Annotated in this window: 14 protein-coding genes; 8 read left to right on the top strand and 6 right to left on the bottom strand. The window is 71.6% G+C overall.

Going from position 1 to position 19,878, the window contains the following annotated elements:
- Positions 1-11: 11 nt before the first annotated feature.
- From ACIQ7Q_RS13090 to ACIQ7Q_RS13065, 6 genes are all read left to right on the top strand, one after another.
- On the top strand, positions 12-1,085 hold the full coding sequence (locus ACIQ7Q_RS13090) for a LacI family DNA-binding transcriptional regulator (RefSeq protein WP_403859679.1): 1,074 nt from the start codon (positions 12-14) through the stop codon (positions 1,083-1,085).
- Positions 1,086-1,744: 659 nt separating this feature from the next.
- Complete coding sequence (locus tag ACIQ7Q_RS13085; protein WP_403859676.1) at positions 1,745-2,176, top strand: hypothetical protein; 432 nt, start codon at positions 1,745-1,747, stop codon at positions 2,174-2,176.
- Between the two features lie 83 nt (positions 2,177-2,259).
- A complete protein-coding gene (locus ACIQ7Q_RS13080) occupies positions 2,260-3,594 on the top strand; it encodes an ion channel protein (protein WP_403859673.1) in 1,335 nt (444 codons plus the stop codon).
- Positions 3,595-3,635: 41 nt separating this feature from the next.
- Positions 3,636-4,571: a GNAT family N-acetyltransferase gene (locus tag ACIQ7Q_RS13075; protein ID WP_403859670.1), complete on the top strand. Its 936-nt coding sequence runs from the start codon at positions 3,636-3,638 to the stop codon at positions 4,569-4,571.
- Positions 4,568-5,344, top strand: a complete 777-nt coding sequence (locus ACIQ7Q_RS13070) for a sugar phosphate isomerase/epimerase family protein (protein ID WP_403859667.1) — start codon at positions 4,568-4,570, stop codon at positions 5,342-5,344. The genes ACIQ7Q_RS13075 and ACIQ7Q_RS13070 overlap by 4 nt, the downstream gene beginning before the upstream one ends.
- Positions 5,345-5,503: 159 nt before the next feature.
- Positions 5,504-6,055: a DUF6058 family natural product biosynthesis protein gene (locus tag ACIQ7Q_RS13065; protein ID WP_403860529.1), complete on the top strand. Its 552-nt coding sequence runs from the start codon at positions 5,504-5,506 to the stop codon at positions 6,053-6,055.
- Positions 6,056-6,071: 16 nt separating this feature from the next.
- Here the strand turns inward: ACIQ7Q_RS13065 and ACIQ7Q_RS13060 are convergent, their stop codons facing one another.
- A complete protein-coding gene (locus ACIQ7Q_RS13060) occupies positions 6,072-6,983 on the bottom strand; it encodes an EamA family transporter (RefSeq protein ID WP_403859664.1) in 912 nt (303 codons plus the stop codon).
- 97 nt (positions 6,984-7,080) lie between these two features.
- On the opposite strand from ACIQ7Q_RS13060, the gene ACIQ7Q_RS13055 reads away from it, so the two are divergent.
- The gene (locus ACIQ7Q_RS13055) at positions 7,081-7,992 is read left to right on the top strand and encodes a LysR family transcriptional regulator (RefSeq protein ID WP_403859661.1); all 912 of its coding nucleotides are present in this window, start codon (positions 7,081-7,083) and stop codon (positions 7,990-7,992) included.
- Between the two features lie 154 nt (positions 7,993-8,146).
- A complete protein-coding gene (locus ACIQ7Q_RS13050) occupies positions 8,147-9,967 on the top strand; it encodes a glycoside hydrolase family 3 protein (RefSeq protein ID WP_403859658.1) in 1,821 nt (606 codons plus the stop codon).
- Positions 9,968-10,053: 86 nt separating this feature from the next.
- Here the strand turns inward: ACIQ7Q_RS13050 and ACIQ7Q_RS13045 are convergent, their stop codons facing one another.
- The 5 genes from ACIQ7Q_RS13045 to ACIQ7Q_RS13025 all read right to left on the bottom strand — a co-directional run bounded on the left by ACIQ7Q_RS13045 (position 10,054) and on the right by ACIQ7Q_RS13025 (position 19,620).
- Entirely contained in the window at positions 10,054-11,529 is a 1,476-nt protein-coding gene (locus ACIQ7Q_RS13045; protein ID WP_403859655.1) for a S28 family serine protease, read from the bottom strand.
- A 170-nt stretch (positions 11,530-11,699) separates the two neighbouring features.
- Positions 11,700-12,047, bottom strand: a complete 348-nt coding sequence (locus ACIQ7Q_RS13040) for a hypothetical protein (protein WP_403860526.1) — start codon at positions 12,045-12,047, stop codon at positions 11,700-11,702.
- 404 nt (positions 12,048-12,451) lie between these two features.
- The gene (locus tag ACIQ7Q_RS13035; RefSeq protein WP_403859652.1) at positions 12,452-16,213 is read right to left on the bottom strand and encodes an ABC transporter ATP-binding protein; all 3,762 of its coding nucleotides are present in this window, start codon (positions 16,211-16,213) and stop codon (positions 12,452-12,454) included.
- A gap of 236 nt (positions 16,214-16,449) precedes the next feature.
- Positions 16,450-18,060, bottom strand: coding sequence for an alpha/beta fold hydrolase (locus tag ACIQ7Q_RS13030; protein ID WP_403859649.1), 1,611 nt, complete (start codon positions 18,058-18,060; stop codon positions 16,450-16,452).
- A gap of 12 nt (positions 18,061-18,072) precedes the next feature.
- Complete coding sequence (locus tag ACIQ7Q_RS13025) at positions 18,073-19,620, bottom strand: alpha/beta fold hydrolase (RefSeq protein ID WP_403859646.1); 1,548 nt, start codon at positions 19,618-19,620, stop codon at positions 18,073-18,075.
- Positions 19,621-19,878: the final 258 nt, after the last annotated feature.

Below are 19,878 nucleotides of genomic sequence, written 5' to 3'. Positions count from 1 at the left end.
GGAGGAAAGCGATGACAGTCACCCTGGCGGATGTGGCGGCGCGCGCCCGGGTGTCCCCGGCGACCGTCTCCCGCGTGTTGAACGGCAACTACCCGGTCGCCGCGTCGACGCGGGAGCGGGTGCTGCGTGCGGTGGACGAGCTCGACTACGTACTCAACGGCCCGGCCAGCTCGCTCGCCGCCGCCACGTCCGACCTTGTCGGCATCCTCGTCAACGACATCGCCGACCCGTTCTTCGGGATCATGGCGGGGGCGGCACAGACCGAGATCGGCGGCCAGGAGGGCACCGGGCGGGGCGGCGGCGAGAAACTCGCCGTCGTCTGCAACACCGGCGGCTCGCCCGAACGCGAACTGACCTACCTCACCCTGCTCCAGCGCCAGCGGGCCGCGGCCGTGATCCTCACCGGCGGCGCCCTGGAGGACCCGGCCCACATCGAAGCCATGAGCGCGAAGCTCGCCAAGCTCGCGGACGCCGGAACGCGGGTCGTCCTGTGCGGCCGCCCGCCACTTCCCGGCAGCGACGCGATCGTCGCCGCACTCGCATTCGACAACCGAGGCGGCGGGCGGCGGCTCACCGAGCACCTGATCGCGCTCGGCCACCGCCGCATCGGGTACGTCGCCGGCCCCGTGGAACGCACCACCACCCGCCACCGACTCGAGGGCCACCGGGCCGCGATGGACGCGGCCGGACTGGCCGGGGACGCGGCCGAGCAGGAACACCTCACCGTCCACGGCCCGTACGACCGCCGCTCCGGATACGACGCCACCCGCGAACTGCTGCGCAGGGAACCGGGGCTGACGGCGATCGTCGCCGCGAACGACACGGTCGCGCTGGGCGCGTGCGCGGCGCTGCGGGACCAGGGGTTGCGGATCCCCGAGGACATCTCCGTCGCGGGCTTCGACGACCTGCCCTTCTCCGTGGACGCGGTGCCCTCGCTGACCACGGTCCGCCTGCCGCTGTTCGAGGCAGGCGCCCGCGCGGGCAGGCTGGCGATGGGCAACGAGGCTCCGCCCCCGGGCGGCATCGCGACGATCGCGGCCGAACTGATGGCGAGGAACTCGACGGCCCCGCCGCGGGAGCGGTGACGCTCGGGGCGGATGCGGGAGCGCGGCGTCGCCCGCGTGGCAGGCGCACGGGGCGCGCCACCCCGGCGGCATGTGACGCGGCGAGACGGGAGCACGGCGTCCCGCACGGCGAGCGCGGATGCGGGACCACGGCGTCCCCCCACGGTCAACGCGGGTGCGAGGGGTGGCAGGGGCGGGGGCAGCGTCGCACGCGGTGAGCGCGGATGCGGGGCAGGAGCGCCACGCCGCTCGCGGTGCGCGCGGTGGCAGGCGCACGGGGCGCCAGGTCGGCGGCATGCGACGCGGCGAGACGGGAGCGGCGAGGCAGAGCCGCCCTGTTGGGGACCGGTCTCGGGAGCCGGGGACCGCCCGGGGTCGGTCGTGCCAGGCGTGCGACGCCGTTTCGGTGCCGTCGGCCGGGGCGCGCCGGAGCCGAAGGCCCCGCGCGGCCGGTGCGATGTCCCGGGTAAACCGCGCCCGGCCCGCCCGCGCCGGGGCGGGGCGGCCCGCAGACGTGCGGGCTCCTGGGAGGGCGGGGCCGCTCCGGGCGGAGGTGGTTCACAACCGGAGCGGGCCTCGGTTCACGCCCCCGGGTGTCACCTCATTGGCCCACACCGCTCGCCATCCCGCCCCGGCGGGCAAACGCTGGAGTCCCTGCCCGCAGAGCACGGAGGACGAGCATGAGCAACGCCACCCGCAGCACCGAAAAGCCCGCACGCGGCGGTGCCGAGAGGGCCTGGGCGTCCGGTGGGACGACCTTCGCCGGAGTGCTGATGCTGTTGGAAGGCATCCTCGGCGTCCTCGCCGGGATCGCCGCTCTGGTGGAGGACGACGTCTACACGCGCATCGGCGACTACGTCTTCAAGTTCAACCTCACGACCTGGGGCTGGATCCACGTGATCCTCGGCCTCGTGGTCGCCGTCGTCGGCTGGGGCATCCTCTCGGGCGCCGCCTGGGCGCGGGGCCTCGGTGTCGGGATCGCCGTCCTGGTCGTCGTCCTGCAGTTCATCTGGCTTCCGTACCAGCCGGTCTGGGCGCTGGTGTCCATCGCGATCGCCGTGTTCGTCATCTGGGCGCTGTGCACCGATCGCGGCCGTACGTCAGCTTCCTGACCTCACGTTCCTGACCTCACGCCCGGCCGCCCACGGAGCCTCCGCGCGCGGCCGGGCGGCGGTTCACCGTCGCGGGAGGCAGCATGACGCGCGAAGCAGCCTACGGCCTTTCCGCGGCCGGGTCGCACCCGTATCGCGCCATCCCCCCGCAGGCACGCGCCCTGCTCCCTCTCGTACTGCCCGCGCTGCTCATCGGTGTCGGGTCGAGCCTCCTCCTGTTCGGCGTCAGCTGGATCGCCGAGCGGATCCAGCACTTGCTGTGGGACACGTTGCCCGACGGGCTCGGCGTCTCGGGCACTTCGGCGGGCTGGACCATGGCGATGCTCACGGCGGCCGGGGTGGCCGTCGGCCTGATCGTGTGGAAGTTCCCCGGCCACACCGGTCCCGACCCGGCCACCCGTGGTCTGGTCGACCCGCCGTTGCCGGTGGGGATCCTGCCGGGTGTTCTGCTCGCCGCTGTCATCACCTTGGCGGGCGGGGTGAGCCTGGGGCCCGAGAACCCGATCACCTCGATCAACGTCGCGCTCGCCTGCGCGCTGGGCATGAAGGTCATGCCGCGCCAGTCCGGCGCCGTCTGGGTCTCGCTCGCCGTCGCCGGCACCGTCGGCGCGCTGTTCGGGACACCGGTCGCGGCCGCTCTGATCCTCTCCGAAGCCTCCGGCGTGCCCGATCCGCGCCCCTTGTGGGACCGGCTCTTCGCCCCCCTGGTCGCCGCCGGGGCAGGGTCCGTGACGACCGTGCTGATCGCGGCGCCCGCGCTGACCGTGCGCTCGAGCCCGTATCCCGGGCCGCGACTGATCGACGCGGTGTCCGCGATGGCCATCGCCTCCGCCGCGGCCGTCGTCACACTTGCCGCCGTGTACGTCTTCCCCCACGTCCACCGCGTCTTCCACCGGCTGGGACACCCGGTTCTCATGCTGACCGCCGGTGGACTGGTGCTCGGGGCGCTGGGTGTGCTCGGCGGGCAACTGACCCTTTTCAAGGGCCTCGAGCAGATGAAGGAACTCACGGCCGATCCCGGAGCCCACAGCGCGGGCAATCTGCTGCTTCTCGCTCTCGTGAAGCTGGCTGCGCTCGTCGTCGCCGCCTCCTGCGGCTTCCAGGGAGGGCGGATCTTCCCGGCCGTGTTCATCGGTGTGGCCCTCGGTATGTTCGCCCATGCCCTCGTCACGACCGTGCCCATGCCGGTGGCGATCGCGGCGGCCGTGCTCGGCGTGCTGCTCGCCACCACACGGCAGGGCTGGCTGAGTCTGTTCATGGCCGCGGTCCTCGCCGCCGACGTCCATCTGCTGCCGCTGCTGTGTGTGGCGGCCCTGCCCGCCTGGTTCGTCGTCACCGGCCGCCCGGAAATGCTGATCAAGGGCGCGCAAACGGAGGGTGCCTTGCCCGGGGCAGCCCGGCCTCGTAGCGTTGACTGAGTCAAAGAAAACGCCCCACGCAGCGGTCAGGTGAGCCGAGCATGCCGATACAAGAGATCCGCGCCTTCAACCGCTTCTACACCAACGTCATCGGTGCCCTCGACTACGGCAAGCACCTGTACACCCCGTACACCCTCACCGAGTCGCGTGTCCTGTACGAACTGGCCCACAGCCCCCGCACCGATGCCGCCGACCTGCGGGGCGCTCTGTCGCTCGACGCCGGCTATCTGAGCCGGTTGCTCGCCGGTTTCGAGCGCGACGGGCTGGTGGTGCGGGCGCCGTCGGAGCGTGATCCGCGTCGGCAGCGGATCACACTCACCGACCGTGGCCGCCAGGCCGCCGCGCTGCTCGACGAACGCTCGCGGCAGGCCGTCGGCACGCTGGTGGCGGGGGTGCCCGAGGCCGAACGGGAGCGGCTCACCGAGGCTCTGCGCACCGTCCGCGACCTCCTCTCCACCGCGTCGCCGGCCGGCCGCGCCGAGCCCGTCCTGCGCAGGCCCGGGCCCGGCGACCTGGGCTGGATCGTTCAGCGGCACGGCGCTCTGTACGCCGCCGAGTACGGGTGGAACGCGGACTTCGAAGGCCTCGTGGCCCGGATCGTTGCGGACTTCGCGCAGGACCACGACCCCCGTCTGGAGCGGGTGTGGATCGCCGAGCTGGACGGGCGCCCGGTGGGCTCGGTGATGTGCGTCCGCGACGACGCCCCGGCCACGGCACGGCTGCGGCTGCTGCTCGTCGAGCCCGGCGCCCGGGGACACGGCCTCGGCGACATGCTCGTGCGCACCGCCGTGGATTTCGCGCGCGAGGCGGGGTACCGGGACATGGTGTTGTGGACGAACGACGTACTGGCCGGGGCCCGCCGGATCTATCAGCGGGCCGGGTTCACGCTCGTCGCCGAGAAGCCGCACCGCTCGTACGGAGCGGATCTGGTCGGACAGGACTGGCGGCTGTCACTGCAGGAAGGAACAGATCGATGAAGTTCGCCTTCTCGACCCTCGGCGTGCCGGGCAGGCCGCTCACGGAGGTGGCGCGGCTCGCCACCGACAGCGGCTATCAGGGCGTGGAGCTGCGCGCCCACCCGGAGGAGCCGGTGCACCCCGGCATCGGCACGACCGAACGGGCGGAGGCGGTACGGGAGTTCCAGCGCGCGGGCGTCGAGATCCTCACTGTCGCCGGGTACGCGCGGATCGCCGCGGCGGGCGACGACGTTCCCGTGATCAAGGAAATGGAAGCCCTCTGCCGGCTGGCGAAGGACCTCGGCGCCCCGTTCGTCCGGGTCTTCCCCGGCGGTGGCGATCTCGACCCGGCGGAGGCCGACGCCATCGCCGCCCGCCGACTGGGCGCGGCCGCGGAAACGGCCGCCGACCTCGGCGTACGGATCCTGCTCGAGACGCACGACTCGCACCGGACCGGTGCCGACGTCACCCGTGTCCTGGGGCTGGTCGGTCACAAGCACGCCGGCGCGCTGTGGGACGTGCTGCATCCGTGGCTCGGCGGGGAGGCTCCGGAGGTGACCCACGCGGCGCTGAGTCCCTTCCTCGGGTACATCCAGGTCAAGGACGTCGCATCCCGCGTCGACCTGAACCCGCTGCCGCTGGGCCGGGGCGAGGTGCCGCTCGCCGAGTGCCTGGCGCTCGCGGACCCGGACGGCTGGGTGTGCTGGGAGTACGAGAAGCGCTGGCACCCGACGGCGCCGGAGCTGCCGGGCCTGCTGACGGCCGGCCGGGAGCACCTGCTCGCGCTGACCTGAGAGACCTGCTCGCCCTGTTCCGACGGGCGCCGGGACGGTTCGGCGGGTGCCGAACCGTCCCGAGGCTAGCGTGCACGGAACCGACCCAGCGAGGAACGAGGTCCTGTGTACGAGCGTGAACTGGCCGCCAGGTTCCGGCAGATCAACGGCGACCACCCGATGACTTCGGCGGACGACGTGTACGTCAACGCCCAGTTCGTGGTGCTCGACGACCTGTGCGTCACCATGGGGCACGATACCGACGCGGTGCGTCTGAGCATGCTGGCAGGACTGCTGCCACTGCCCGGCTATCTGCGCTCCGACGGTGCGGAGATGGTGCCCAGGGACCTGTTCGCGCTGACGGAGCAGGCCGGAGGTCCCGAGAAGCTCGAGGCCTGGTTCGTCGCGCACTGGGCGGACCCGGCAGTGGGGCGGCAGGAGTGGCAGGCGTATCTGAGCGGCCAGTACGTGTGCCTGCATTCGGTCACGCCGGCGACGATCCAGCGCAAGGAGCGCCTGACGACCGAGATCACGGCGGCGCCGCACGACCCGGACACCGGTTCGCCCCGGTGGGAGGCCCGGCTTCACGCCGCGATCGACGAACTTGACGCACTGGCACCGGCTTTCACCGGCTACGACCGTCTTCGCTTCGGCGGCCCCACCTCCCGGGACCTCTGCATCGACGCGATGCGCGCCCGCTTCCCGCGCGGCTCCGCCGCGTTCGGGGGATGAGGCTCACCCGCACATCTCACGCCCGGGCCGCCGTCAGCGGCTCCTCCTTGTGTCCGCCCGTTACAGCCGGCTTCCGCCGGCCCGGCAGCGAGGTCAGGGCGACACCGCCGACCAGGAGCGCCGCGGCGCACCAGCGCAGGGGGCTCACGGGCTCGCCGAGGATCAGGTACGCCGACGACATGCCGAAGACGGGGACGAGGAGGGAGAACGGGGCCACCGAGGACGCCGGGTGCCGTCGCAGCAGCCAGCCCCAGGCGCCGAAGCCGAAGATCGTGGTGATCCAGGCGACGTAGAGGATCACGCCGACGCCGGTCCGGTCCAGCGAGCGCAGGGCGTCCAGGTCGCGCTCCGCGCCCTCCATGAGGAGGGAGAGGGCGAGCAGCGGAAGCACCGGGACGGCGCTGACCCACACCATGTAGTTCAGCGCGTCCGGCGGGGACGCCTTGCGGGTCAGGACGTTCGAGACACCCCAGCAGGCCGCCGCGGCGATGACCAGGACGAAGCCGAGGAGCGGACCGGAAGCGCCCTCGTCGATCGCGGCGACCGCGATGCCGGCCAGCGCCCCGGCCATGCCCAGGATCCTTACGCGGCCGGGACGTTCCCCGAGGGCGGCGAAGGCGAACAGGGCGGTGAAGACCGCCTGGCTCTGCAGGATCAGGGAGGACAGGCCGGCGGGGGCGCCCTGGTCCATGCCCGTGAAGAGCAGCCCGAACTTGGCGACGCCCAGGACCAGCCCGACCGCGAGAATCCACTTCCAGGCGACCTTCGGCCGGCCGACGAGGAACGCCGCGGGCAGGGCGGCCGCGAGGAAGCGCAGGGCCGAGAACAGCAGAGGCGGGAAGCGGTCGAGGCCGATCTCGATGACGACGAAATTGACTCCCCAGACGGCGGCGACCAGGGCAGCGAGAACGATATGAGCGGGACGCATGGCATCGAGCATCACGCCCTGGGACCATGTAGCACCAGCGCGGATTCCTTCATGGTTGGATGAAGCGCTGCTGAATGGAACAGGGAGGAGAGCGACCATGCTCGATCTCGGTCGGCTGCGCGCCCTGCACGCCGTCTCCGTCCACGGCACGGTCGGCGCCGCCGCGTCCGCGCTCGGCTACACACCGTCAGCCGTCTCGCAGCAGATCGCCAAACTGGAGCGGGAGACCCGCACCACGCTCCTGGAACGCGAGGGCCGCGGCATCCGGCTGACCGACGAGGCGCGGCAACTGGCACAGACCGCCCAGCAGTTGCTGTCCCTGGTGGAGGAGGCCGAGGTCCGGCTGGAGGAACGGCGCGGCGCGCCGACGGGGCGGCTGTCGATCGCCTGCTTCGCGAGCGCCGCGCGCGGTCTGATGCCGTACGTCCTCGCCGACCTCGCCCGTCGGCACCCCACCCTCGACGCCCGCCTCCACGAGGTCGACCCGCACCTGTCCGTCGATCTCGTCGCCCGCGGCGCCATCGACCTGGCGGTGGCGCACGACTGGGACATCGCCCCGCTGCCGACCCCGCCCGGAGTCGATCAGGCCGTGATCGGCGACGACATGTGCGACGTGCTGGTGCCGGCCGGCCATGCTCTGGCCGCCGCGGATTCCGTACGCCGCGAAGACCTCAAGAACGAGCGCTGGATCACCCAGCCGCCGGGCACCGTCTGCCACGACTGGCTGCTGCGCACGCTGCGCGCGGCGGGCTGCGAGCCGCTGATCGCCCATCAGGCGGAGGAGAACCACACTCAGGTGGCTCTCGTGGCCGCCGGACTCGGTGTGGCCCTGGTCCCGCGGCTGGGCCGGGGGCAGCTGCCGCCGCAGGTCGTGGCCGTACGGCTGGCACCGGTGCCGACGCGCCGACTGCACGCCCTGTGGCGTGCGGGGGCGGCAAGGCGGCCGGCGATCACGGAGACCGTGCGGACCCTGCAGAGGCTGTGGCCGGACATCTCCGCCGGCGCCTGACGCGGGGCCCGCCCCGCCGGTTCGGTGATGTTTGTGCGCGGGGCCTTGACCTGGCAGTTACTTTCCGGATATCCGTGTCACCTTGGAAGTTTCCTTCAACTCCCTTGTGCAACTCCCCTGTCGAGCAAGTCGAGCAAGGCCGGAAGGAGCACCAGTGCACGACCGGAACCTCTCCAGACGCACTCTTCTCACCGCGACCGCCGTCGCCGCGACCGCCGTCGCCAGTGCGGCGCCCGCCCTCGCCGCGCCCTCCGCTTCCCGCGGCACACGGGCCCGGCTGGTACGGCTCATCTCAAGGATGAGCCTCGAGGAGAAGGTCGGCCAGCTCTTCGTGATGCGGGTCTACGGGCACTCCGCCACCGACCCCGACCAGACCGACGTCGACCTGAATCTCGAAGAGATCGGCGTGCGCAACGCCGCGGAGCTCATCTCCGAGTACCACGTCGGCGGCATCATCTACTTCGCCTGGGCGCACAACACCCGCGAACCGCACCAGATCGTCGACCTCTCCAACGGAATTCAACGGGCCGGGCTCGCCCAGCCCACTCCCGTGCCGCTGCTCATCTCCACCGACCAGGAACACGGCATCGTCGCCCGCATCGGCAAGCCGGCCACGCTCATGCCGGGCGCGATGGCGCTCGGCGCGGGCGGGTCCGCGGCATCCGCCCGCAAGGCCGCGCAGATCGCGGGCAGCGAGCTCGCCGCCATGGGCATCGTCCAGAACTACGCCCCCGTCGCCGACGTGAACGTCGATCCCGCCAACCCGGTCATCGGCGTACGGTCCTTCGGCGCGGACCCGGCAGCGGTCGCGGGACTGGTCGCCGCCCAGGTCAAGGGCTACCAGAGCGCCGGCATCGCGGCCACGTCCAAGCACTTCCCCGGGCACGGCGACACCACCGTCGACAGCCACACCGGCATCCCGGTCATCACCCACACCCGCCAGGAGTGGGAGGAGATCGACGCACCGCCGTTCAGGGCAGCGATCGCCGCCGGAATCGACTCGATCATGACGGCGCACATCCAGTTCCCCGCGCTGGACCCGAGCGATGATCCGGCGACGCTGTCCCGCCCGATCCTCACCGGCATCCTGCGCGAGGAGCTGGGCTACGACGGGGTGGTGGTCACCGACGCGCTCAACATGCAGGGTGTACGGGACAAGTACGGCGACCACCGCGTCCCCGTGCTCGCGCTGCTCGCGGGGGTGGACCAGCTGCTCAATCCGCCGGACCTGGCGGTCGCGTGGAACGCGGTGCTCGACGCGGTCAAGAGTGGCGAGCTGAGCGTGGCGCGCATCGAGGAATCGATCCTGCGCATCCTGCTGCTCAAGGAGAAACTCGGCCTGTTCCGTGACCCGTTCGTCTCCCACCGGGGAGTGGACCGCACCGTCGGCACCCGCGCGCATCTCGCCGCCGCCGACCGGATCGCCGAGCGGACGACGACACTGCTCACCAACCCGGACGGGCTGCTGCCGCTGAGCCGCCGCAACCACCGCGAGGTCCTGGTGGTGGGCGCCGACCCGGCATCGCCCAGCGGAACGACCGGGCCGCCGACCACCGTACTGGCCGGTGCCCTCGGCGAGTTGGGCTTCCGGACGACCGCACTGTCCACCGGGACCGCGCCGAACAGCGCCAGGATCGCGGAGGCGGTGGCGGCCGCGGAGGGCAAGGACGTGGTTGTCGTCGGCACGTACAACGTCACCGCGACCAGCTCGCAACGCACGCTCGTCGCGGCGCTGGTGGCGACCGGCGTCCCGGTGGTGGCGCTCGCCATCCGCAACCCGTACGACGTCGCCCGGCTGGACGGGGTCGCGGCGGCGGTGGCGAGCTACTCGTGGACCGACGTCGAAGTGCGCGCCGCCGCCCGTGTGATCGCGGGCAGGGCGGAGCCGCAGGGGCGCCTGCCGGTGCCGGTGCAGCGGGCGGACGACCCGTCGCAGGTGCTGTTCCCGATCGGCCACGGGCTGTCGTACCGGTAGCGGACGCGGCAGCAGACGAGGGGGCCGTGCTCGCCGTTCGTACGAACGGCGAGCACGGCCCCTTCGAGCCGAGCGGTGAGCGGCGGCTACGGGCGCAGCAGCGGCTCGCGCTCCAGGTCGCGCCTGTCGAGCTTCGCGTCGGCCTTGGCCAGCGGCCTGGCCTTCGCCGGGTCCTCCTGGACCGCGGCCGGGGCGACGCCCGCCCAGCGCAGGATCGCGGCGGTCGCCTCGGCCTTCTCGTCCGCCACCAGGCCGGCGACGCTCGCGCCGTGGTTGGCGCCGGGCGCGGTGAAGACGTGGCTGTCGCGGGTGCCCTTGCCGACCCGGAACGGCTCGGCGCCCCACGGGTCGTTCTGGCCGTACACGAACATCATCCGGTCGGCGTTGCGCCGCACCCAGCTGTCGACGTCCTTCATCACCTGCGGCTTGAAGCGCATCGGGATGTCGCGCGGCACGAAGTTGCGCGGGGGCTGGTAGCCGTAGCGGCTCAGACCGTCCAGGTGGGGCTGCCGGATGTCCGGCGAGCCGAGCTCGGTGCCCGCCTGGTAGTAGTACGGCGTGTAGGTGCCAAGTCCCTGGTCGGCGTAGGCGGAGAAGCCGGAGATGGCGTCGATCGTGTCGAAGATCTCCTGGTCGGAGGCGGTGGCCGCGACCGGGATCGTGTCGCAGTCGGAGACCAGGCTGTACTGCCAGAATGCCCAGACGAAGTCGAGGACGACGGCCTCGTACGCCTTGTCCAGACTGCCGACGGTGTCGAAGGTGTATCCGCCGTCAGCCGCGTACGTCTCGTAGAGGTCGGTCAGCGGCTCGCGCCGTACCAGTGCCTCGCGCTGAACCGCGTTCAGCTTGGTGCGGCACTCGGCGGTGCCGACGTTCGCCAGGAAGCGGTCGTACGCCCGGTCCTCGTTGTTCACGACGTCGTTCGGCGCGACGTAGGCGACGACGCCGTCCATGTCGCGCGGGTGGAACCGCTCGTAGTAGGTGGCGGTCATGCCGCCCTTGGAGCCGCCGGTGGAGATCCACTTCTTGGAGTAGATCTTCTTCAGTGCCTTGAAGACCCGGTGCTGGTCGGCGGCGGCCTGTCGGATGTCCAGCTTGGACCAGTCGGCGGGCGCGGGCCGCGAGGGCGTGAAGAAGCGGTACTCCAGGGAGACCTGGTTGCCGTCGATGATGGCCGTCGGCTCACTGCGGCGGGGCGTGGTCGACACGTTGTAGCCGGAGGTGAAGAAGACGGTGGGGCGGGACGTGTCCTTGTGCAGCAGGGTGATCCGCTGCTGGAACGTGCCGCGCCAGGGGTGCCGGTGGTCGACCGGCTGTGTGTAGTTGAGGACGAAGAACCGGTAACCCGGGTACGGCTTCTCCTCGATGAGGCTCATCCCCGGGATCGCCAGGACCCGGTCCTTGATGTCCGTGCCGGTGCCGGATTCGGAACCGACCTGCGTGGCGATGTCCGTGCCGGTCGCCGGTCCGGCGGCGGTAGCCGCGTTGGCCGTCGCGCCGGCCGCGCTCACAGTGCCTATGAGCACCACGAGCGACAGCAGCCATCTGAGCGCCTTGCGCATTCACCCTCCCCTTGATGTCAAGCGGTCGCGGTGAACCCCAGGGCCCTGCTTCCGGATCATGCCGGGCTCGCGTGCCGTGGCACCGCTCACTACTCCGGCCTGATCCGGAAGCAGGACCCTAGCGGTGGTAACACCTGCCCCGCCAGACCCGGTTGGGGCTCAGGGGCGCATCAGCACAGAATCCACCCGGTGGCGCGCGAGGTGCCCGAGACCGAACCAGTGGCCCGCACACAGCGGTTGCGGGCGTGCACGGTGACGGGCCCGGCCTGCCGGGTGAACCGTCCGCTGTCCGTCTCCGTCCAGCCGCCACGGGGCTGGAGCGAGACGGACATGGAGCGCCTGGCGCCGGGGCGCTTGGCGAGGGTGACGGCACAGACCGAGTCGCCCTGCTTGTAGACGCGCAGTTCGCCGGTGGAGAAGGCGACCTTCTTCACCAGCCGGCCGGGGCAGGGCGCGGCGGCCTCCGCGCTGCCGACCGCCGGGCCGGCGACGGTGATCACCGCGGCCGTCATGACCATCGCCAGCAGGCGCCTTGCGCGCCGCGCCGGCCGTCCTGTGCCCTTGTTCCCCGCCGCTTCGAACACGCCTGCTCCCCACTGCCCCGTACACATGCGTACGCCCCGTACACGCGTACGACGCGTACGGGGCGTGAATGGTTGCGGCCACTGCCGCCCCTCCGCTCCCACCTGCTACCGGCTTTCCGCCCGGCGGCGACGCGGCGCGACGACTGTGCCGCCGCGCGCACGGCACTCACGAGAGGGAGCGCCGAAACGGTGCCGGTGGAGGCCGGGTTGCCGCCGGTGGTGGCCGCCCGTGTGCCACCCGACGTCGACGAAGCCGCCGCGCCGCCGGTCGAGGACGAGCCGGACCGTCCGGTGGACGACGACCGCCGGAACCCGAGGAACCGCCGGAACCCGAGCAGTCACACCGCCGCGGGCTCGTCCTCCCCCAATCCCTCTATGCCCGCCCCGATGAACGTGCGCCACAGCGCTGCGTACCGGCCGTCGCGGGCGAGCAGCTCGTCGTGGGTGCCGTCCTCCGCGACGCGCCCCTGGTCCATCACGATCACCCGGTCTGCGCGGGCCGCGGTGGTGAGACGGTGGGCGACCACCAGGGTGGTGCGCCGGCCGGTCAGCCGGTCCGTCGCCTGATTGACCTGTGCCTCCGTGGCGAGATCCAGGGCGGCGGTCGCCTCGTCGAGCAGCAGCACGTCCGGGTCGACGAGTTCGGCACGGGCCAGGGCGATCAGCTGGCGCTGGCCGGCGGAGAGGTTGCGTCCGCGTTCGGAGACCTCGTGGAGGTAGCCGCCGTCGAGAGTGGCGATCATGTCATGTGCGCCGACGGCACGGGCGGCGGCCTCCACCTCGGCGTCGCTCGCGCCGGGACGGCCGTAGGCGATGGCGTCGCGGACCGTGCCGACGAACAGATACGCCTCCTGGGGGACGACCCCGAGGCGGTGCCGGTAGGCGGTGAGGTCCAGCTCCCGCAGATCCTGCCCGTCCACGGTGACCCGGCCGCTCGTCGGGTCGTAGAACCGCGCCACCAGCTTCACCAGAGTCGACTTGCCGGCACCGGTCTCGCCGACGAACGCGACGGTCTGTCCGGCCGGGATCCGCAGGTCGACACCGGTCAGGGCCTCCTCGTCGTCGCCGTACGCGAACGACACGTCCTCGAAGGCGATCTCTCCGCGCAGAGCGCTCACCTCCTGCGGCTCACGCGCCGGGGCCGTCGAGGTCGGCTCCCGCAGCAGCTCCTGCACGCGGCGCAGCGACACGGCCGCCTGCTGGTAGCCGTCGAAGACCTGGGAGAGCTGCTGCACCGGCGCGAAGAACAGGTCGATGTAGAGGAGATAGGCCACGAGCGCGCCGGTGGTCAGCGTGCCGGCCTCGATCCTCGCCCCGCCCACGATCAGCACGGCCGCCGCGGCCACCGACGACAGCAGCTGCACGAAGGGGAAGTAGACCGAGATCAGCCACTGGCCGCGCACCCGGGCCTCACGGTAACTGTCGCTGCGGGACGAGAAGTTGCGCAGACCGTCACGCTCGCGGCGGAACGCCTGCACGATCCGGAGGCCGGAGACCGACTCCTGGAGGTCGGCGTTGACGACGCTGATGCGGTCGCGTGCCAGCTCGTACGCCTTCACGCTCTGCTTGCGGAAGAAGTACGTGCCGAGGATCAGGACGGGCAGTGTCGCGAAGACGACGAGCGCCAGTTCCACGTCGATGACAAGCAGGGCGACCATGATGCCGAAGAACGTGACGACGGAGACGAACGCGGTGACGAGGCCGGTCTGCAGGAACGTGGACAGCGCGTCGACGTCCGTCGTCATCCGGGTCATGATCCGGCCGGTCAGCTCGCGCTCGTAGTAGTCGAGGCCGAGTCGTTGGAGCTGCGCGAAGATCTTCAGCCGCAGCGAGTACAGAACACGCTCGCCGGTACGGCCGGTCATCCGGATCTCGCCGGTCTGCGCGATCCACTGCACGAGCACGGTCGCCAGCGCGAGGAGCGAGGCCGCCCATACGGCGCCGAGCGCCACCTGCTCGACGCCCTCGTCGATGCCGTGCCGAATCAGTACGGGCAGCAGCAAGCCCATGCCCGCGTCGACGGCCACCAGCGCCAGGCTGACCAGCAGCGGCAGCCCGAAGCCGCTCAGCACGGCCCGCAGCCGGCCGCCCTCGCCCGCGCGCTCCGCGGCGGGTTCGGGGCGGGTGGCCCGCGCCTCGTCGATGTCGGGGGTGTCGGTCGCGGGGGGCAGCGCCTCGACCTGTGCAAGCAGTTCCGGCGTGGCGCCGGGCTCCTCCTTGGCCTCCTCGGCGTGCTCGTCGCGGACCCACAGGTGGGGGGTGATGCCGCGCTGGACGTCGAACTCGGCGTCGAGCTCGTCGCGTACGGTGCGGTCCTCGTCCGGCTCGCGCACCGCCTCCCGCAGGACGTGACCGGGCGAGACGCCGCCCAACTCGTCCGGGTCGGTCAGCAGCCGCCGGTACAGGGCGGAGCGCCGCTCCAGCTCCTCGTGCGTGCCGATGTCGGCGAGCCGCCCGCCGTCGAGGACGGCGATGCGGTCGGCGAGGTTGAGGGTCGAGCGCCGGTGGGCGATGAGCAGCGTCGTACGGCCCGCCATGACGTGCCTCAGGGCCTCGTGGATCTCGTGCTCGACGCGGGCGTCGACGGCGGAGGTGGCGTCGTCGAGGAGCAGCAGCCGGGGGTCGGCGAGGATGGCCCGGGCGAGTGCGACGCGCTGGCGCTGGCCGCCGGAGAGGGTGAGGCCGTGCTCGCCGACCTTCGTGTCGTAGCCGTCGGGCAGCTCGGCGATGAAACGGTCCGCCTGAGCGGCGCGGGCGGCCTTCTCGATCTCCTCCTGGGTCGCCTCGGGATACCCGAACGCGATGTTGGCGCGCACCGTGTCCGAGAACAGGAAGCTGTCCTCCGGTACGAGTCCGATCGCGGACCTCAGCGAGTCGAAGGTCAGCTCCCGCACGTCGTGGCCGCCGACGAGGACGGCCCCGCGGGTGGCGTCGTAGAAGCGGGGCAGCAGCAGCGAAACGGTGGACTTGCCGCTGCCGGAGGCGCCGACGACGGCGACGGTCTCACCGGCCGCGATCTCCAGCGAGAAGCCGTCGAGCACCGGCTTGCCGTCCGCGTACTCGAAGCTCACGTCGTCGAACTCGACCGTGGCCGGGGCGTCCGCCGGCAGCTCCTTCGTACCGTCCTTGATTGTCGGCTCGGTGTCGATGAGGTCCAGGACCCGCTCCACACCGGCCCTGGCCTGCTGCCCGACGGTCAGCACCATGGCCAGCATCCGGACCGGCCCGACGAGCTGCGCGAGATACGTGGAGAACGCGACGAACGTACCGAGCGTGATCTCGCCCTTCGTCGCCAGCCAGCCGCCCAGCGCGAGCATGGCCACCTGCCCCAGCGCGGGGACGGCCTGCAGGGCAGGCGTGTATCGGGCATTGAACTTGATCGTCCGCAGCCGACCCGCGAAGAGCTTCCTGCTCACCTCGCGGAGCTTGCCGGTCTCCTGCTCCTCCTGCCCGAAGCCCTTCACGACCCGCACACCGCTGACCGCCCCGTCGACGACCCCGGCGACGGCCGCGGCCTGGCTCTGCGCGTACCAGGTGGCGGGATGCAGCCGGGTGCGGCTGCGCTTGGCGATGACCCACAGGGCGGGGGCGACGGCGAGCGCGATCAAGGTCAGAGGCAGTGACAGCCACGCCATGATGACGAGCGAGATGGCGAACAGCAGGAAGTTGCCGATCGTCATCGGGAGCATGAAGAGCAGACCCTGGATCAGCTGAAGATCACTGGTGGCGCGCCCGACGACCTGCCCGGTGGACAGCTCGTCCTGCCGCCGCCCGTCGAGCCGGCTGATCGTCGCGTACATCTCTGTCCGCAGATCGTGCTGCACATCGAGGGCGAGCCGCCCGCCGTAGTAGCGGCGGATGTACGTCAGCACGTACACGGCCACGGCGGCCGCGATCAGCAGCCCGGTCCATGTGGAGAGCGACCGTGTCTTCGCGCCGATGACGTCGTCGATGACGACCTTGGTGATCAGCGGCACGAGCGCCATGACGGCCATGCCGCCCAGCGACGACCCGAGCGCGAGCACGACATTCCGCCGGTACCGCCAGGCGTACCCGGACAGCCGCCGCGCCCATCCTTGCGCTGCTGGTGCCGCCTCCACGTGATGCCTCCCCGTTGATTCTGCCTCGGCCCTGCGGGCCTGATCTTCCGGAAGGCACCAACGCGGGGAGCGGCTGATTTCATCCCACCGCGACAAAGACCGGTCCAAGGACCTAGTAGGCCGTGTCTTCCGGATCATGCCGGGCCCACGAGGCCCGGCGCCGCGCCCGCTGCGTTCGCGTCAGTCGGCAACGAGGCGCGGTCTCCAGGCGGAGAGCCAGGGGTGACGACCCGGTTTCAGGCCCCGATCTCGAACTCGGGCGCCTTGAGGCTCTTCAGGCATTCGGTCTTCGCCGCATCCGGGGTGTCGAAGAACGAGACGGCGATCTCCTGGGCGCACTTCGACGTGGCGAACACCACGTGCGGCTCGTAGGGGACCGTGACCACCTCGGCCCTGCTCAGCGTGCGGGCGACGTACGGCCCGTTGTCCGCGCCGGTCTGGGCGTCGAAGCTGCCCGACAGGGCGAGGGTGGGGATGTCGCCGCGCGTGGCGTCCCGGATCGAGGGCGCCGCCGCGGGGACGTTCCAGACCTCGCAGTCCGGACGGAGGAACGTGAGCTGCGGAGCCTGGGCCTGCACCGAGCGGGGGAAGGACGGGAACGCTTCCTGTCCGCCTCGGAGCGCCTCGTCCCGGCTCTCGTACGGCGTCCACTCGCTGCAGAAGACGCCGTAGACGAGACCGTGCGCAACCCTGCCCATGGCCGCCGGGCTGAGTTTGCCGCCCGCGTACTGCTGGGCGATCCGCTGCGGCCTGCCGTTGGCCAGCTCGTCGAGGGCGGCGGGTACCTGGGGCGCCACATGGGTGGCGGAGGTCATCCAGTTCACGAGGGCTCCGCCGTCCAGTACGACCTTCACCGGCTTGTCGTGGCCGGGGATGGTGACGGTGGTGGTGACCGGCTTGGCCTCCAGGCCACGGACGAGCTTGTCGAATGTGGCCGAGAGGTTCGGGTAGCGCTTGTTGCACGCGGGCTGGTCCGCGCAGGCCTTGAACAGGCCGTCGAAACCCTGCCGGGCGCTGCTCCAGGTCGCCGCCGACCCGGACCTGGACGGCGGCAGTATGCCGTCGAGGCCCGCCGAGCGGAGCCCGTCGGGGTGCAGGCGCATGTAGACCAGCGCCAGGTGGGTGCCGTACGAGATGGCGTACAGGTTCCACTGCTTGATGCCGAGCGCGGTGCGCAGGTCGTCGTAGTCGGCCGCGCTCTCGGTGTCGTTGTAGGCGCTGAGGTCGATCCCGCGGGCCGCCAGACGGTCGTGGCAGGTCTTCGTGGCCTCGACGTGCAGGCGTTCGGTGGACGGCGCGTCGTGGACGAGGCCGACCGCGCGTGCGTTGAACGCGTCGATGTTGGGGCACAGGACGTTCGGCTCGGCCGAGTACGTACCGCGCTGGGACATGAGGATCACGTCGCGGTCGCGGTTCAGGCCGCCGTCGATCGCCATCTTCGCCTCCCCGACCGCGTCGTCCCCGGGTCCGCCCGCGAGCCACACGATGGGGTCGGGCTTCGGTGTGGCGGACGCGGCGGGCACGATCGCGACGCCGAGTTCGATCGTTCTGCCGTTCGGTTCGGCGCGGTTCTCGGGCACGGTGAGTGTTCCGCACCGGGCGTCCTCGAGCGCCTCGATCGGTTCCGGCGTCTTGGGGCAGGGGCCCGGTTCGTAGCGGGCGTCGCCCACCGTGCGGGCGGCCGTGCCGATCGGCGCGTCGGGGCCGGCGTCGCCGCCGGTGCGGGACAGTGCCGGGGCGGGCGCTGCCAGCAGGCCGGTGACGAGGAGACCGGTCGCTATGCCGGCCGACCTGGCCTGGAGTTGTCGTACGGTGCGCCGACGACGGGGCGCGTGGTGGCGAGTCATCTGCCCTCCCGGTCATTTCGGGGTGATCGTGAACGGTGCGGGCTCGAGACCGTCCACGCAGCTGGTGTCGGGCGCGGTCGGGCGAGCGAAGAACGACGCCAGAACGCGCTGCGCGCACGGCGACTGCGGGACCACCCAGTGGCCGATTCCGGGGACCTGTACGACGGTCGAGCGGGTCAGGTTGCGGGCCACGCCCTTCGCCCAACTGGCCCCGGTCTTCGCGTCGAACGTGCCGGAGACGACGAGCGCCGGCACCGAGCTGACCGTGGCCACCCGCTGGACCTTCGCGCGGTCCGGAACATTCCAGATCCCGCACACCGGGTACTGGAAGGGCAGCTGTGGCGGCTGGGCCAGGACCGTGTCCGGCCACCCGGGGAAAGCGTTCTGCCCCGCCTTCCGCACGTCGGGTTCCGAATATCCCGGAGCCCACTCGGCGCACGCTATCGAGTTCGTCAGGCCGTGCGCGAACTCGCCGGCCTTCTGGACCGAGCCGGCCGCGCGGGCCTGAGCGAAGCGCTCCGGGTTTCCGTGGCTGAGCTCGTCGAGCGCCGCCGGGACGTCCTTGGGCCGGGGGGTGAAGGCGACGATCAGGTTCAGCAGCGCGCCCCCGTCGAGGACGGTCCTGACCGGCTTTCCTCCGTCCGGCGTCGTGACGTTCAGCGTCAGCGGGTGAGCCTCCAGCTTGCGCACCTGCTCCGTCAGCAGGAGCGGCAGGTCCGGGTACCGGTCCTTGCAGGCGGGCTGAGCCGCGCACGCCTCGAAGATGTTGTGGATTCCCTCGGCGGTGCTGGTCCATGTCCACGGCAGGTTCACGACCTGGGGAGGTGTGATCGAGTCGATCGCCACCGCGCGGATTCCCTCGGGGTGCAGGCGCAGGTACGTGAGGGCCAGGTTGCTGCCGTAGGAGTACCCGTAGACGTTCCACCGGGAGATGCCCAGTGCCTTGCGCAGGTCGGCGAAGTCCGCTGCATTCTCGGTGGTGTTGTAGGCGCTCAGGTCGATGCCGTCGGCCGTCAGGCGGGCCCGGCAGTCCGTCACCGCCTTCAGCATGATCTGTTCCGCCTGCTGTGAGTCATGGCCCAGGCCCACGGACTGCGCGTTGAACCGGTCGACCTCCGGACAGGCGAGGTTCGGCTGGTCGTAGAGGTTGCCGCGCTGAGCCATGATGATCAGATCGCGGTCCTTGCTCAGGCCGGAGTCGATGAGGAACGGAATGTCGTCGAACGTGTCGGCACCGGGGCCGCCCGCCATGAACACCACCGGGTCCGCGGCGGGCTTCTCCGCAGCGGCCGGGATGACCGCCACAGCCAGCTTGATGGTCCGGCCGCCGGGGCGGGAGCGGTTCTCGGGGACCTCCAGGAAACCGCACCCTGCCTTGCTCAGCGCTTCGATGGGCTCGGGCGGCTTCGGACAGTCGCCGGGCACGAACCGGGGAGCGCCCGGGCTGGGCCCGCCGGCCCGGGCGGACGGTGATGTGGCACTGCTCGGTGTGGGACCGAATGCTGCCAGGCAGGCCAGAGCGGCCGCGGCAGTCACCGCGTGGATGCTGTGCTTCGGCATGTGATCTCGTTCCTGTGCCGGCGTCGGCGGCGGCCACTGACAGGGCCAGGCCTCAAACGGTTGGGGCGGAACGCGCGCTCCTTGACGCTACCGGGCGCCGCGTGCGGGTGCATCCGGACCGGTCACAGCCCGTAACCCTCCGGCCCGTCCGACACGTTTGGGAGTCGCGCCGCATCCCACTCGCCGGAGTCACCAGGGTCACCGGCCCACCCCGCCGAGGAGTCCGGTCGGACCACGGGCACCTCGGCCGGTCGGCGA

Origin of the sequence: Streptomyces sp. NPDC096176 (assembly GCF_044763255.1) — a bacterium.
In the GTDB taxonomy this organism is placed as follows: domain Bacteria; phylum Actinomycetota; class Actinomycetes; order Streptomycetales; family Streptomycetaceae; genus Streptomyces.
This window is presented reverse-complemented; position numbering and strand designations above follow the sequence as displayed.

Coding starts and splice junctions, on each gene's coding strand:
- ACIQ7Q_RS13090 (WP_403859679.1), top strand. CDS start 12: ATGACAGTCACCCTGGCGGATGTGGCGGCGCGCGCCCGGGTGTCCCCG.
- ACIQ7Q_RS13085 (WP_403859676.1), top strand. CDS start 1,745: ATGAGCAACGCCACCCGCAGCACCGAAAAGCCCGCACGCGGCGGTGCC.
- ACIQ7Q_RS13080 (WP_403859673.1), top strand. CDS start 2,260: ATGACGCGCGAAGCAGCCTACGGCCTTTCCGCGGCCGGGTCGCACCCG.
- ACIQ7Q_RS13075 (WP_403859670.1), top strand. CDS start 3,636: ATGCCGATACAAGAGATCCGCGCCTTCAACCGCTTCTACACCAACGTC.
- ACIQ7Q_RS13070 (WP_403859667.1), top strand. CDS start 4,568: ATGAAGTTCGCCTTCTCGACCCTCGGCGTGCCGGGCAGGCCGCTCACG.
- ACIQ7Q_RS13065 (WP_403860529.1), top strand. CDS start 5,504: ATGACTTCGGCGGACGACGTGTACGTCAACGCCCAGTTCGTGGTGCTC.
- ACIQ7Q_RS13060 (WP_403859664.1), bottom strand. CDS start 6,983: ATGCGTCCCGCTCATATCGTTCTCGCTGCCCTGGTCGCCGCCGTCTGG.
- ACIQ7Q_RS13055 (WP_403859661.1), top strand. CDS start 7,081: ATGCTCGATCTCGGTCGGCTGCGCGCCCTGCACGCCGTCTCCGTCCAC.
- ACIQ7Q_RS13045 (WP_403859655.1), bottom strand. CDS start 11,529: ATGCGCAAGGCGCTCAGATGGCTGCTGTCGCTCGTGGTGCTCATAGGC.
- ACIQ7Q_RS13040 (WP_403860526.1), bottom strand. CDS start 12,047: ATGGTCATGACGGCCGCGGTGATCACCGTCGCCGGCCCGGCGGTCGGC.
- ACIQ7Q_RS13030 (WP_403859649.1), bottom strand. CDS start 18,060: ATGACTCGCCACCACGCGCCCCGTCGTCGGCGCACCGTACGACAACTC.
- ACIQ7Q_RS13025 (WP_403859646.1), bottom strand. CDS start 19,620: ATGCCGAAGCACAGCATCCACGCGGTGACTGCCGCGGCCGCTCTGGCC.